The organism is Candidatus Mycobacterium methanotrophicum (assembly GCF_023515995.1).
GTDB classification, from domain to species: Bacteria; Actinomycetota; Actinomycetes; order Mycobacteriales; family Mycobacteriaceae; genus Mycobacterium; species Mycobacterium methanotrophicum.
This window is the reverse complement of the sequence record NZ_CP097320.1, coordinates 4,055,692-4,069,000: the sequence shown is the minus strand read 5'-3', so window position 1 is coordinate 4,069,000 and position 13,309 is coordinate 4,055,692. Positions and strand designations below refer to the sequence as shown.

At 66.6% G+C, this 13,309-nt stretch carries 10 protein-coding genes and 4 pseudogenes; 5 read left to right on the top strand and 9 right to left on the bottom strand.

Going from position 1 to position 13,309, the window contains the following annotated elements; translation table 11 throughout:
* Positions 1-364: 364 nt before the first annotated feature.
* Positions 365-996: pseudogene (locus M5I08_RS21295) on the bottom strand (class I SAM-dependent methyltransferase); the annotation flags it as partial.
* A gap of 2 nt (positions 997-998) precedes the next feature.
* A complete protein-coding gene (locus tag M5I08_RS21290) occupies positions 999-1,367 on the bottom strand; it encodes a DUF3054 domain-containing protein (protein ID WP_219070245.1) in 369 nt (122 codons plus the stop codon).
* A 55-nt stretch (positions 1,368-1,422) separates the two neighbouring features.
* Here M5I08_RS21290 and M5I08_RS21285 point away from each other — a divergent pair, with 55 nt between their 5' ends.
* Complete coding sequence (locus tag M5I08_RS21285) at positions 1,423-2,589, top strand: acyl-CoA dehydrogenase family protein (RefSeq protein WP_219070247.1); 1,167 nt, start codon at positions 1,423-1,425, stop codon at positions 2,587-2,589.
* Positions 2,586-3,505: pseudogene (locus M5I08_RS21280) on the top strand (acyl-CoA dehydrogenase family protein); the annotation flags it as partial. The gene M5I08_RS21285 and the pseudogene M5I08_RS21280, both read left to right, overlap by 4 nt.
* A 76-nt stretch (positions 3,506-3,581) precedes the next feature.
* Here the strand turns inward: M5I08_RS21280 and M5I08_RS21275 are convergent.
* The 4 genes and pseudogenes from M5I08_RS21275 to mrx1 all read right to left on the bottom strand — a co-directional run bounded on the left by M5I08_RS21275 (position 3,582) and on the right by mrx1 (position 5,514).
* Positions 3,582-4,232: a transposase gene (locus M5I08_RS21275; RefSeq protein ID WP_249762944.1), complete on the bottom strand. Its 651-nt coding sequence runs from the start codon at positions 4,230-4,232 to the stop codon at positions 3,582-3,584.
* Between the two features lie 399 nt (positions 4,233-4,631).
* A complete protein-coding gene (locus M5I08_RS27090) occupies positions 4,632-4,961 on the bottom strand; it encodes a ZIP family metal transporter (RefSeq protein WP_255564705.1) in 330 nt (109 codons plus the stop codon).
* A gap of 65 nt (positions 4,962-5,026) precedes the next feature.
* Positions 5,027-5,198: pseudogene (locus tag M5I08_RS27085) on the bottom strand (cytochrome ubiquinol oxidase subunit I); the annotation flags it as partial.
* Between the two features lie 61 nt (positions 5,199-5,259).
* Positions 5,260-5,514, bottom strand: a complete 255-nt coding sequence (mrx1, locus tag M5I08_RS21265; RefSeq protein ID WP_219067846.1) for a mycoredoxin Mrx1 — start codon at positions 5,512-5,514, stop codon at positions 5,260-5,262.
* Positions 5,515-5,602: 88 nt separating this feature from the next.
* Here mrx1 and M5I08_RS21260 point away from each other — a divergent pair, with 88 nt between their 5' ends.
* Together M5I08_RS21260 and M5I08_RS21255 are read left to right on the top strand one after the other, a co-directional pair.
* The gene (locus M5I08_RS21260; RefSeq protein WP_219067897.1) at positions 5,603-7,723 is read left to right on the top strand and encodes an ATP-dependent DNA helicase UvrD2; all 2,121 of its coding nucleotides are present in this window, start codon (positions 5,603-5,605) and stop codon (positions 7,721-7,723) included.
* A 398-nt stretch (positions 7,724-8,121) separates the two neighbouring features.
* On the top strand, positions 8,122-8,391 hold the full coding sequence (locus M5I08_RS21255; protein WP_219067847.1) for a WhiB family transcriptional regulator: 270 nt from the start codon (positions 8,122-8,124) through the stop codon (positions 8,389-8,391).
* 73 nt (positions 8,392-8,464) lie between these two features.
* Here M5I08_RS21255 and M5I08_RS21250 read toward each other — a convergent pair.
* From M5I08_RS21250 to M5I08_RS21240, 3 genes and pseudogenes are all read right to left on the bottom strand, one after another.
* Positions 8,465-9,809: pseudogene (locus M5I08_RS21250) on the bottom strand (macrolide-binding ATPase MABP-1).
* 45 nt (positions 9,810-9,854) lie between these two features.
* Positions 9,855-10,706, bottom strand: a complete 852-nt coding sequence (locus M5I08_RS21245; RefSeq protein ID WP_219067849.1) for a cyclodehydratase — start codon at positions 10,704-10,706, stop codon at positions 9,855-9,857.
* 36 nt (positions 10,707-10,742) lie between these two features.
* Positions 10,743-12,155, bottom strand: a complete 1,413-nt coding sequence (locus M5I08_RS21240) for a zinc-dependent metalloprotease (RefSeq protein WP_219067850.1) — start codon at positions 12,153-12,155, stop codon at positions 10,743-10,745.
* Between the two features lie 87 nt (positions 12,156-12,242).
* On the opposite strand from M5I08_RS21240, the gene M5I08_RS21235 reads away from it, so the two are divergent.
* Positions 12,243-13,265 carry a YlbL family protein gene (locus tag M5I08_RS21235; protein ID WP_219067851.1) on the top strand — a complete coding sequence of 341 codons (1,023 nt, stop codon included), beginning with the start codon at positions 12,243-12,245 and terminating at the stop codon, positions 13,263-13,265.
* The last annotated feature ends 44 nt before the right edge of the window (positions 13,266-13,309 follow it).

The following is a 13,309-nucleotide window of genomic DNA, read 5'->3' as shown; positions in this document are numbered from 1 at the left end:
CGTCGCCGCTCGTGGGCGATCGATGCCGACTGCGATCCGATCCGCGTGGTGGACGAGGAGCAAAACTTGCTCTACTCGAACCCGACCCTTCGGCCGGCGAATGGGATTACGACTTCCTCGAAGCCAACTTGACGATCGCCCGTAACACCCTGGCGCGCGGTCAGGAAACGATCCGCCACCGCCTACCGGCACGCCTTCACCGACCTCACCCCACGTGTGACCATTCCGCTTGGCTGCTGTTGGGGGACTCACCACCGCGACCACCGACAGCCCCGCCCGACACCACCGGGCGGGGCCAAATCACACCTGAACCAGCCTCAACACCAATGACGCCACCATGTGCAAGATCATGAGTCGACATGTAATCGGCTGCCATGCTGCTGCCGGCGGCGCTCAACGCGGTGACGTTGTCCAGCAAGCGGTCCTGCGTGCCGGGCGCTAGAAAACCGATGAACAGCCCCTCGGCGATCCGCGCTGTCGGCTTGGTGTCATCGAAGCCGAGCCGCCGCAGCGCGTTGGGCCAGTCGGAGCGAAGGTCGATGCCGACCGCGCGCCGGTCGGCGGTCGGGCTGGCCGCCATGCCCCGCAGCGTCTGAGCTTTGAACTCGATGACTTGCGGCTGGTCGATCTCGTAGACGCATGCGCCCGCCGGCCACCACAGTCGATACGGCCGGGCGTCCAGCCCGGACGCCAAGATCACTGCCTGCCGAATACCGGCCCGGCCGGCGTCGGTGAGGAAGTCGTCGAAGAATCGGGTGCGGACCGCGAAAAGGTCTGTCAGCAAAGCGAACCCGTTGTCGCCGCCAAGATCACTGATGGCCCGCTCGCCGCTGGCGATCTGGGTGAAGAAGTCGACGCCGACGCGGACCAACCGCTCGGCGAACGGGTCGTCGATAGCCCGGCCCTGGTGGCCAAGGCCCTGGCCGTCGCTGCCAGTGTCGCGGTAGTTCCGACGCCGGTGGCCGGACCCCGGGTGTCGCGATCTGTCCGCGCCATGATCAGGCCGACTTACGGGCGCTCAACTGCACCGCCGCCCGCCAGCCGAGCAACAGCACCGCGGTGACCGTCGACGCCACCACTACGAAACTCGCGGCCACACCGGCGGACGTGGCCTTGCGCAACAGCATTCCGACCGCGACCGTGCACACCCACACCACAATCCCGGTGGGAACCAGCGCCGTCGGGCGTCGCCACGCCCGCGCGGCAAGCCAGCCCAGGGCGGTCCCGCTAAGAAACGGCCATGCCGTCGTTGCGACGCCCATCGCACTTAGCCCCTCGTCGTGACTGCGGCGCCCGACCGCGCAGAACAGCAGCACGCAGGCAACGTCGACGCCGAGCCACCCCAGAGCCTGCCGCGGACGCACCATGCCGCGGACATTACCGGCAAGCCGGCGGGGCCAGCTCCGGACTTACGATGGCCCGATGGACTTCGACCCGCACGACCCCCTGAGCCTGGATGCGGCGCTGTCCGACGACGAGATCGCCGTTCGCGACACCGTCCGACAGTTCTGCGCCGAAAATGTCATCCCGCACATCGGGGAATGGTTCGAAGTCGGTGACCTTCCGGTTCGTGACCTTGGCAAACATTTCGGCCAGCTCGGCCTGCTCGGCATGCATCTGGAAGGCTACGGCTGCGGCGGGGCTTCTGCCGTGCACTACGGCCTGGCGTGTACCGAACTGGAAGCCGCCGACTCCGGTATCCGGTCGATGGTGTCGGTGCAGGGTTCGCTGGCGATGTTCGCGATCTGGAAATTCGGTTCCGAGGAGCAGAAGCGAAGCTGGCTGCCCGGCATGGCCGCGGGCGAACTGCTCGGCTGCTTCGGGCTCACGGAGCCCGACGCCGGGTCCGACCCGGCGTCGATGACAACGCGGGCGCGACGCGACGGGTCAGACTGGATCATCAACGGCCGCAAAATGTGGATCACCAACGGTTCGGTCGCCGACGTCGCGATCGTGTGGGCGGTCAGCGACGACGGGATCCGCGGCTTCATTGTGCCCACCGATACGCCGGGGTTCGCCGCCAACACCATCCACCACAAGCTTTCGCTGCGGGCGTCGATCACCAGCGAGCTGGTGCTCGACGACGTGCGGCTGCCTGACGACGCCCTGCTGCCGGAGGTCACGGGTCTCAAAGGACCGCTGTCATGCCTGTCGGAAGCACGCTATGGGATTGTCTGGGGCTCGATGGGCGCCGCGCGTTCAGCGTGGCAGGCCGCGCTGGACTACGCCACCCAACGCAGCCAGTTCGGCCGGCCGATCGCCGGATTCCAGTTGACGCAAGCCAAACTCGTCGACATGGCCGTCGAATTGCACAAGGGCCTGCTGCTTGCGCTGCAGCTCGGACGCCTCAAGGACAGCGTAGGACTGCGACCCGAGCAAGTCAGTTTCGGCAAGCTCAACAACACCCGGGAAGCGATCGAGATTTGCCGAACTGCGCGAACGATCCTGGGTGGCAATGGGATATCGCTGGAGTATCCGGTGATCCGGCACATGGTCAACCTGGAGTCGGTGCTCACTTACGAGGGCACCCCGGAAATGCATCAGCTGATCCTTGGCCAGGCGATCACCGGCATGGACGCCTTCCGATGACACTGGAGTACACGTCTGAGCATCGGCAGTTCCGGGAACTGGTGCGCGATTTTGTGCAGCAGATGGTGGTCCGGGCTCACGAACGCTGGGAGAAAGCCGGGTGCCTGGATCATTCCCTGTTCGCTGAAGCGGGAAAGCTTGGGCTGCTGGCGTTTACGGTACCCCGGAATTCGGCGGGGCCGGTGTCGACGACTTCCGCTACAACGCGATCGTCGTCGAACTGCAGCGGGCCGGTGCGGCGGCCGAGGCTGTCGCATTGTCGCTGCAGAACGACATCGTACTGCCGTATTTCACCGACCTGACCACGCCCGCACAGCGACAACGGTGGCTACCGGGGGTGGTTACCGGCGAGACGAAAATCGGTATCGCGATGACCGAGCCGGGTGCCGGCAGCGACTTGGCCGGAATCCGCACCACCGCGGTACGTGACGGCGACCATTACGTCGTCAACGGTGCGAAAACGTTTATCTCCAATGGGCAGACCGGGGACTTGTTCGTCGTCGCGGTACGCACGGGACCCGATCGGCACAAGGGGCTGTCGCTGCTGGTCGTCGACCCGGACACGCCGGGTTTTTCCCGCGGCCGGAACCTGGAGAAGATCGGCCAGCACGCGCAGGACACCAGCGAGCTGAGCTTCACCGACATGCGGGTTCCTGCCGACAACCTGCTGGAGGAGGAAGGCAGAGGTTTCTATCAGCTGATGAACAACCCTCCGCAAGAGCGACTTTCGCTGGAGGTGGGCGCTGTGGCTGCCGCCGAAGGGGTATTTGCGGAAACGCTCGACTACGTCAAACGGCGAAATGCGTTCGGCTCTCCCATCTCTGGGCTGCAGAACACCCAATTCGTGCTCGCTGAGCTGGCCGCCGAACTCGATATCGCGCGAACCCATCTCGATGACTGCATCGCCGAGCGTCTGGTTCGAAAATAACCGGTGAGTCGCGGCTCCCGGGGTGATGTGGCGCTTGTCGCGCTCTATTGAGTCGTGTGGGTGCTCAGGCGGCCTGGATCGGCTCGAAGAGGACGGTGAACCCGAGCGCGTTGGCTTGGCCGACGATGCGGCGCATGGCGCGTTCGGGATCCAGCCGTGCGAAGTAGTCACCGCCGAGATCGGCGTAGTCGACGTCGTCGGTGAGGATGTGCCAGACCGCGGTCAGGATTGAGTGTTGGATGGCGACAATGGCTTTCGTCTTACCCAGGCGGGGCGCTAGGCGCTGATATCGGGCCCCAAGGTAGGTGGTGTCTTTGGCGCGGGCTGCGGCCATCGCAGCGGTGCCCAGCGCTCCGGTAAGCCATCGGTTGCCGTGACGGGTCTTGCCGGATCGGCGTTTGCGGGCCGACTCGTGATGGCCCGGGCACACCCCGGCCCACGACGCCAGGTGCGCGGCGGTGCGAAAGCGGCTCATGTCGGCGCCGGTCTCAGCGATGATGACCTCAGCGACGCACTGGCCCACGCCCGGGATCGTCGCCAACTGCTCAAGCTGGCGGGCGAAAGGGTGCATCTGCTCCTCGACGCGCTCCGATAGTTCCCCGATGGCCGCTGTGAGCTGGTCGATGCGTCGCAGGTGTAGCCGGCACAGGAAGGCATGATGGTCACCGAAGTTGCCGTTCAACGCCTGCACCAACGGCGGGATCTTGGGCCGCATCCGAGCCTTGGCCAGCTCGGCCAGCGCCCGCGGCCAGATCGGGCTCGCCGTCTCACGTGGACTAAGCGCCCGAGACCTTGCCTCCTTCGCCGATCAGCACCCGATGAGCGCCGAAGGAATCTCCCGCGCCGCCCGAAGCCTCTTTTAACCCGATATTCCCCCGGCAAAGGTCAGATTCGTTGATACGCCTGCTCGGACTTTCCGGGAGGTCGGCGCGAAAGCGGGGCCTCCTCGGCGCGGCAGACCGACGCCGACATCGCAGAAAATATTGTGCGCGTGGCATTTTCAGTTTGGGTCCACAATCGCAGCCAAGGCGATCGCGGTCGCTTGATGGTCGGCGAACTCACCCGCGAGTCGCCGCTGAACGTGCTCGGAGCGGTCGACCCGCATCGGTAACCGTCACCGCCTTCGTTGCCGGTTGACCGAGTCGATCAGCAGCCATCGATGCGCACGGGACACCTCGCCGCCCTGGGAGAGCACGAAGATGACGGTGTTCATCCCGTCGGCGAAATCATGGCCGACCACCGCGATCAGCACGAAGGCCCCCGCTTGAGGTGACAGCGCGAACCCGGTGCCGATCCTGAAACCGTCCAACAGGCTGTGCACCGACAAAGCCAGCGCCTCGAGGGTTCCCAGTGATCGGTGCCGGGATGCTTGGTCTGGGTCATCGCGGTGGTGCAGCACCAAGAGTCGACTAAGCACCAGAAAGCCCACGAACCCCACGCCCATGGCCGCACCCACCGTGCATCCCGCCGCGACCGAGCCCAGCCGGTCAACAGCTCCGGACCGAGGCCGAACAACGCCACTCCCAACACCACGCCGCCGGTGAACGCCATCACAGGTGTGGGCGCCCAGATGGCGGTCGGCGGCCAGCCCGAACAGCGTCGCGGGCAGGATCGGGAACGCCGGCAACACCAGAATCGAGGTCAGATCGCCGCCTGCGCCGGGTGAGTGGATAGCGTCTGAGCAGTCGGGGTTGGCGGGCTCCGCGGGTGATACGGGCGGCGGTGTTGCCAGACCCGCACGGTTAGCCGGCCAGCTCAGCCAGTTTCGCTTTGATTTGCTTGGCGGCCGGGTTGGTCATCGTCGACCCGTCGGCGAACTTGACCGTCGGAACCGTGTGGTCACCGCCGTTGACCGAGCCGACAAATTCCGCTGCCGCGGTGTCGTGTTCGATGTTGACCTCGTCGTAGCTGATTCCGGACGCCTTCAACATCGTCTTGAGCCGATGGCAGTAGCCACACCAGGTGGTGGTGTACATGGTCAGCGAAGCATTGCTCATAGTTCGTCAAACATAACGCGCGTTCTTGTTATTGCCACGGCGTGGGGTTGGGCGGGGTTTGTCGGCGACCCCTGCCAAGATGGACGCCATGCCGGTGATCGCGGACTCCTTAGTCCCACTGATTGCCGACCTCGACGACGAGCAGCGCGAGGCGGTGTTGGCTCCGCGCGGGCCGGTCTGCGTGCTGGCCGGGGCGGGAACCGGGAAGACCCGGACCATCACCCACCGCATCGCGGCGCTCGTCGCCGCCGGCCATGTGGCCGCGGGCCAGGTGTTGGCGGTGACGTTCACCCAGCGGGCAGCCGGAGAGATGCGGTCCCGGCTGCGGGCATTGGGTGCCGCGGCGCAAACCGGTGTCGGCGCGGTGCAGGCTTTGACGTTTCACGCGGCGGCCCACCGGCAGCTGCGGTACTTCTGGCCGCGAGTCGTCGGTGACACCCGCTGGGAATTGCTGGAGAGCAAGTTCGCCGTCGTCGCCCGCGGCGCAAGCAGCGCCCGGTTGCAGCTGAGCACCGACGACGTGCGCGACGTGGCCGGCGAAATCGAGTGGGCCAAGGCGTCGCTGATCTCCCCCGAGCAGTATCCCGACGCGGTCGCTGCCGCCGGCCGCGACATTCCGTTGGACGCCGCAAAGGTCGCCACGGTGTATGCCGCCTACGAGTCGCTGAAATCCCGCGGCGGTGGTGTCCAAGACGTCGCGCTGCTCGACTTCGACGACCTGTTGCTGCACACCGCGGCCGCGATCGAAGACGACGCCGCGATCGCCGAGGAGTTCCGCGACCGCTACCGCTGCTTCGTGGTCGACGAATACCAGGACGTGACGCCGCTGCAGCAGCGGGTGCTGTCGGCGTGGCTGGGGGATCGCGACGACCTGACCGTGGTCGGCGACGCCAACCAAACCATCTACTCGTTCACCGGGGCCTCACCGCGGTACCTGCTCGACTTCTCGCGGCGGTTTCCGGAGGCGACGGTGGTGCGCCTCGAACGGGACTACCGATCGACCCCGCAGGTGGTGTCGCTGGCCAACCGGGTGATCGCCGCCGCCCGCGGCCGGGTGGCCGGCAGCAAGCTGCAGCTGGTCGGCCAGCGTGACCCGGGACCGGTCCCGACGTTTGGTGAACATTCCGACGAAGTCGCCGAAGCCGCGGCGGTGGCGGCGTCGACATCCCGGCTCGTCGAGTCCGGCACGCCGCCGGCCGAGATCGCCGTGCTGTACCGGATCAACGCGCAGTCCGAGGTTTACGAAGAAGCGCTGACCGAAGCCGGTATTGCCTATCAGGTCCGCGGCGGGGAGGGCTTTTTCAGCCGCCAAGAGATCCGCCAGGCCCTGCTGGTCCTACAACGGGCCGCCAACCGCGGCGCCGAAGCCGACGCCCCGCTACCCGACATTGTGCGGGGGCTGCTCGAACCGCTCGGTTTGACGGCCGAACCGCCGACCGGAACCCGGGCCCAAGAGCGGTGGGAGGCGCTTTCGGCGTTGGCCGAGCTGGTCGACGAAGAGGTGGCGCACCGCCAGCAGCTGGACCTGCCCGATCTACTGACCGAACTGCGCGCCCGCGCCGACGCGCGTCACCCGCCGCCTGCGCAGGGTGTCACGCTGGCCTCCCTGCACGCCGCCAAAGGGCTGGAGTGGGATGCGGTTTTCCTGGTCGGCCTGACCGATGGCACGCTGCCGATCTCGCATGCATTGGCCCACGGCGCCGAAAGCGAAGCTGTCGAAGAAGAGCGTCGACTGCTCTACGTCGGAATCACCAGGGCCCGAACGCATTTGGCGCTCAGCTGGTCGTTGTCCCGCAACCCGGGTGGTCGCCAGACACGCAAGCCGTCCAGGTTCCTCAACGGTCTTGACCCGCAGACTCAGTCCGACCGCAACCCGAACCGGCCACGGCGTAGCCGCGGCACAACGTCGAACTGCCGCATCTGCAACAACCAGCTGACCACGCCGGCGGCGATCATGCTGCGCCGCTGCGAAACCTGCGCCGCTGACATCGACGACGAGCTGCTGCTAGCGCTCAAAGATTGGCGGCTGCGCACCGCCAAGGAGATGAAAGTGCCCGCATATGTTGTGTTCACAGACAACACACTGATCGCGATCGCCGAGCTACTGCCCACCGACGACGCCGCGTTGGTCGCGATCCCGGGTATCGGCGCTCGCAAGCTGGAGCAGTTCGGTCCGGACGTATTGGAGCTGGTTCGCAGCCGCGTCTAGCCAAACACCCAGGTCAGAAAATCGGTTGCCGGGTCAGGCTGTTACGATTTAACCTCGAACCGCGATAGTCACGCTCCGGCAGCTACTTTGACGAGAGGAGGGAGCCACGATGATCGGCATGAGCGCATTCGGTGTACACCCGGTCGTTTCGGCTGGCCCCAGCGGCTCCCACCATGCTGCCCATGCCGCCGCCTTGGCTGCCGCGCGCAAGCGCCGTAACGCCGCCGCGACACAAGTGTCCGTGGATCGGGGCTCTGCCTAGGTAACCGCCCACTATCCCGCCAAACGGCCACGGACCCGAAGTCAAAGGATCCGTGGCCGCAGTTTTTCTTCGAGCGCCTCGTCCCCTGGTCCGGATCCCCGCAAAACCACTAGACCAGGAAGCAGGTGAACCGGATATGTCGACACCGATAGTCCCCGACGGGCAGCAGCCGGAGTTGCCTTGCCACCTCGGCGATCCCGACCTGTGGTTCGCTGACAACCCGGCTGATCTGGAGCGCGCCAAGGCATTATGCGCGGACTGCCCGATTCGAAGCCAGTGCCTGGCGGCGGCATTGCAACGCGGCGAGCCGTGGGGCGTGTGGGGTGGGGAGATCCTCGACCGTGGCAGCATCGTGAACCGCAAGCGGCCGCGCGGACGTCCGCGTAAGGATCCGGTCGCCGCCTAGGGCCGCGAAAGCGCAAGTAGCGACGTGTTTTCCGAGAGGCAGCGTCGGTAGTTGCACCGTCGCGGTGAAGAGGTTAGACGACCGCCGCGTCGGGTTCGGCGAAGCCGGGAATCAGCTCCTCCGACAACGCCTTGATCGGAACGTGCGCGTCGAGCTGGCACTCAATCGCGGCCACCGACGCGATCACGCGCATGGGGATTGCCAGCTTCGGTGGCAAGTCCATCTGACGAGCGGTTTTGATCTGCGACACCGACCGATCGATGTGGCTTGTCGCCATCTTCTGTAGCCATTTGCGGGTGTAGTGGAAGACCTCGGCCTCGATGGGTTCCACGTACTGACGCAGCATGTCGTCGATGTCACGCACCGACACCTGCTGGCCCTTTTGAAGGAAGCCGATTTTCTCCATCGTGGGCAGTAGCAGGTCGTAATTCTTTTCCTTCGCCAGCCGGATCGCCATCCCGAGCTCGAGCGGAAATCCACCGGGAAGCGGTGCCACCGCGCCGAAGTCGATCACGCCCATCCGGCCGTCCGGCAGCAACATGAAGTTGCCGGGGTGGGCGTCGCCGTGCAGCATTTCCAGCCGGCGCGGCGCGTCGAAGGTTAGCTCGAGCAGCCGAACACCCATCAGGTCGCGTTGTTCGACGGTGCCGTTGCGGATGATTTCCGCCATCGGCGTGCCGTCGATCCATTCTTGAATCACAACTTTGGGCGCGCTCGCCACGATGTGCGGGACCAGGAAGCGCGGGTGGCCCTGATACGCCTTGGCGAATGCGCGCTGGTTGTCGGCCTCCAGCCGATAGTCCAGCTCCATCTCGGTGCGCTCGATCAGCTCGTCGACCACACCTTGCACGTCGGCACCCGGGGCAAGTTGTTTGACCACTCCGACCATGCGTTTCATGGTCTTCAGGTCGGCCCGCAGTGCCTCGTCGGCACCCGGATACTGGATTTTTACGGCAACCTCGCGCCCGTCCGACCACAGCGCTTTATGCACCTGCCCGATGCTGGCGGATGCCACCGGTGTGTCGTTGAAGTCGGAGAAGCGTTGGCGCCACTTGGTGCCGAGCTGGGCGTCGAGCACCCGGTGAACTTTCGCGGCGGGCAGCGGCGGCGCGTCCTTCTGCAGTTTCGTCAGCGCCTCCCGGTATGGTTCGCCGAACTCGTCGGGGATCGCGGCCTCCATCACCGACAGCGCCTGGCCGACCTTCATCGCGCCGCCCTTGAGTTCGCCGAGGACGGTGAACAGCTGATTGGCTGCTTTCTCCATCAACTCGGCGTTGACCGCGTCTCGCGACTTGCCGGTCAGCCGCTTGCCGAACCCCAACGCTGCCCGGCCGGCGAAGCCGACCGGGATGCTGGCCAGCTTCGCGTTGCGCGCAGCGCTTCCGCGTTTAATGTCTGCCACGTCAACCATCATCCATGACCGGCCGATGCGTGCCCGCATCGATGTGAAAACAACCGATTGTTCAACATGGACACAGTGGATGCCTGGCCCAGTGCCGCGCCACGATCGAGCCGGCATGAACGTCGAACTCCAGCGTGGCGTTCAAGGCCGGCGGCGGCCCACGATCAGCGTCCGATCCACGCACCGCGCCGATCACCCGGTTGACCTGGCTGAGCGCCAACGCTGCCGTGGCCAGCAGGGTCGCGCGGTCGGCCACGCCGACGGTGTCGCGAAGCTGCGCGGCGACGGCAGGCCACGCCGCGTCGCGGTCCCGCCGATGCAGATCGGCACACCGCAAACAGCTGGTGACACCGGGGATCACCAGGGGGCCGACCAGGCCGACGCCGTCGCGCACTCGGACTGCGAGGTGCGCGACGCCCTGACTGTGCAGGTCACGCAGCATCCGCGGTTCTGCGACCAGGTTGTCCGACAACACCACCAGGTCGGCTTCGGCGGCGCTCACCGCGGCATGCGGTTGGCTGCTCTGCTTGACCCGGGCACCCGAACAGCGCAGCGAGTCGATCAGCAGTTCTGACAGCGGGCCGCGTCCGTGCACGCGGATCGACGCCGACCGGACGGGCCGCTGCTGGGGTCCACGCGTGGCGACGCCGGCCGCTATCAGCTGCGCGACCAACCCCTCCAGCTCAGCGCCGGCCGCGCCGTCCTGCCGGTCCGCTTGGCGTCGCAGCTCGCTCATCGGTACCGGCGAACGCATCGTCCGCAGCAGTGCGGCCAGTCCCGCGGACGTAAAGCCCCGTGGCGGGCGGATCAGCACGGCGCGACGTGGACTCCACCCCACCTGGACGGCGCCGTCGGGGCGCACCAGCACCGGCAGGGCGGGATCCAGCGCAAACAACGGTGTGGACTGCGCCATCCACGCACTGTGCCACGGCCGGGCGGAAGCGCCGGGTCAGCTATCCACAGAGCCGGCGTCGCCGCCGGGATCGCCGGGGTCGGCATCTGCGCCCCGCTCGAACTCGGCGATCGCCTCATCGATTCCGCTGGTGTCGCCGCCGATGACCCGGTCGATAAACGCGGCCGGGTCATCGAGATCCTCCGTCGCCGGCAGCAGATCGGGGTGCTGCCAAACCGCGTCGCGGGCGTCGAAACCGGTGGCCTGGGTCAGCCGGTCCCAGAGCGCTGCGGCCTCCCGCAGCTTGCGTGGCCGCAACTCGAGCCCGACCAGCGTGGCGAAGGTCTGCTCGGCCGGGCCGCCAGTGGCCCGGCGGCGGCGCAGCGTCTCAGCGAGAGCGGCCGCGCCGGGGATGCGATCGTCCAGCGCCGCGGTCACCACCGTTTGCACCCAGCCCTCGATCAGCGCCAGCAGCGTCTCGAGGCGCTCCAGTGCGTGGGTCTGCTCCGGCGTGGCCTTGGGCTCGAACACGCCCTGGGGCAACAGCCGTTCCATGGCGGCGGGATCGTTCAACGACGCCGGGTTGAACCCGCGGGCCAACTCCTCGATGCCCTGCATGTCGATCTTCATTCCTCTGGCGTAGGCCTCGACGGCGCCGAGCAGCTGGCTGGCCAACCACGGCACATGACTGAACAGCCGGTGGTGGGCGGCCTCGCGAGCCGCCAGGAAGGTGACAACCTCGCTGCGCGACTGCTCAAGCCCGGCGGCAAAAGCTTCGATGGCCTCCGGCAGCAGCGCTGCAATTCCCTTGGGCCCCAACGGCAAACCGATATCGGTCGATGTCAAGACTTCGCGGGACAACCGGGCCAGCGCCTGGCCCAGCTGCGAGCCGAATGCCATGCCGCCCATCTGCGACATCACCGACAGCAGCGGACCGGCCATGTTCTTGGCCTCGTCGGGTAGCGACTCGGCCCACACCGTCGCGATCTGCTGGGCCATCGGATCGCACAGCCGCTTCCACGTCTGCAGGGTGCCCTCCACCCAATCGGTGGGGGTCCACGCGACGGCCTTGCTGGCCCCGGCCGGCAGCGCGGTCACCCCGTCGAGCCAGGTGTCGGCGAGGTGGACGGCGTCGCTGATCGCCCGGCTGGTGGTGGCCGGGATCGGCGCCACGAACCCGATCGAACTCGATGCCAGCTGCCGGGCCAGCTCGTAGTTGACCGGCCCGGAGGCTTGGCCACCGGCCATGGCGGAGCCGGCGCCACTGAACATCTGGCCGAGACGGGTGAAGATCTGGCCGAGGTCGGCCACGTTGAATTCGCCGCCGAGGCCGCCCAGACCAAACGGGTCGGCTGATTGCGAGCCGGAGTCGGGGTCCTGGGGACCTTGGTCCCGGCGCTTGTCGCGGTCGGGGTCATCTCCGCCGGAGAAGCCGAAGGGCGGGTCAGCCATGCCCTCAACGGTACTCACCCGCGGCGCAGGACGCGCGATGCGCCGTCACGCCTACAGTGAACCGACGTCCTATTGCCGCTGACCAGTCCGTCTAGTGTTAGCCAGGTGAACAGGCGGATTCTGACGCTGATCGTGGCGCTGGTGCCGATCGTGGTCTTCGGTGTGCTGCTGGCAGTGGTGACGGTGCCTTTTGTGTCGCTTGGCCCGGGCCCCGCGTTCGACACGCTCGGCGAGGTCGACGGTAAGCAGGTCGTCGACATCAAAGGCACGCCGACGCACCCGACGTCCGGTCACCTGGACATGACCACGGTGTCCCAGCGCGACGATCTGAGCCTGGCGGAGGCGGTCACACTGTGGCTTTCCGGGCAGGAGCAGCTGATGCCACGGGACTTGATCTACCCGCCGGGCAAGTCGCGGGAGGAAATCGACAAGGACAACGACGCCGATTTCAAAGAGTCCGAGCACAACGCCGAGTTCGCGGCCCTGGGATATCTGAAGTACCCGCAGGCCATCACTGTCGTGGCGGTCAGCGATCCCGGGCCTTCGGCGGGCAAGCTGCAGGCAGGTGACGCCGTTCAAGCGGTCAACGGCACGCCGGTCGCCAACGTCGAGCGGTTCACGTCGTTTTTGAAGCACACCAAACCCGGCCAGTCGGTCGCGGTCGACTTTCGCCGCAAGAATGCGCCCGCCGGCGTCGCTCACATCACGTTGGGCAGCCATAAGGGTCGCGATTACGGCTTCGCGGGCGTCTCGGTGATGGATGCCCCCTGGGCGCCGTTCGTGATCGATTTCAACCTGGCCAACGTGGGCGGGCCCTCGGCGGGCTTAATGTTCAGCCTGGCCGTCGTCGACAAAGTCACCACCGGCAATCTGGCCGGCTCGAAGTTCGTCGCGGGCACCGGCACGATCACAGCCGACGGCGCCGTGGGTCGTATCGGCGGCATCGTGCACAAGATGACTGCCGCCCGGTCCGCCGGCGCTACCGTGTTTTTGGTGCCGGCCGAAAACTGCTCCGAAGCAACCTCGGCAAAGCTGTCCGGGCTGCAGTTGGTGAAGGTTGCCAAGCTCGACGACGCGGTCAATGCGCTGCACGCCGTCACCTCCGGCGGCCAGCCGCCCCGCTGCTGACAGTGCGTCCCCCACCTGCTCGCAGTGCGTACAGTTGTGATAGG

Excerpts from the sequence above, each read along its gene's own strand:
- M5I08_RS21290 (WP_219070245.1), bottom strand. The coding sequence starts at position 1,367 with ATGGTGCGTCCGCGGCAGGCTCTGGGGTGGCTCGGCGTCGACGTTGCC.
- mrx1 (WP_219067846.1), bottom strand. The coding sequence starts at position 5,514 with ATGAGCAATGCTTCGCTGACCATGTACACCACCACCTGGTGTGGCTAC.
- M5I08_RS21260 (WP_219067897.1), top strand. The coding sequence starts at position 5,603 with ATGCCGGTGATCGCGGACTCCTTAGTCCCACTGATTGCCGACCTCGAC.
- M5I08_RS21255 (WP_219067847.1), top strand. The coding sequence starts at position 8,122 with ATGTCGACACCGATAGTCCCCGACGGGCAGCAGCCGGAGTTGCCTTGC.
- M5I08_RS21275 (WP_249762944.1), bottom strand. The coding sequence starts at position 4,232 with ATGCGGCCCAAGATCCCGCCGTTGGTGCAGGCGTTGAACGGCAACTTC.
- M5I08_RS21285 (WP_219070247.1), top strand. The coding sequence starts at position 1,423 with ATGGACTTCGACCCGCACGACCCCCTGAGCCTGGATGCGGCGCTGTCC.
- M5I08_RS21245 (WP_219067849.1), bottom strand. The coding sequence starts at position 10,706 with ATGGCGCAGTCCACACCGTTGTTTGCGCTGGATCCCGCCCTGCCGGTG.
- M5I08_RS27090 (WP_255564705.1), bottom strand. The coding sequence starts at position 4,961 with ATGGGCGTGGGGTTCGTGGGCTTTCTGGTGCTTAGTCGACTCTTGGTG.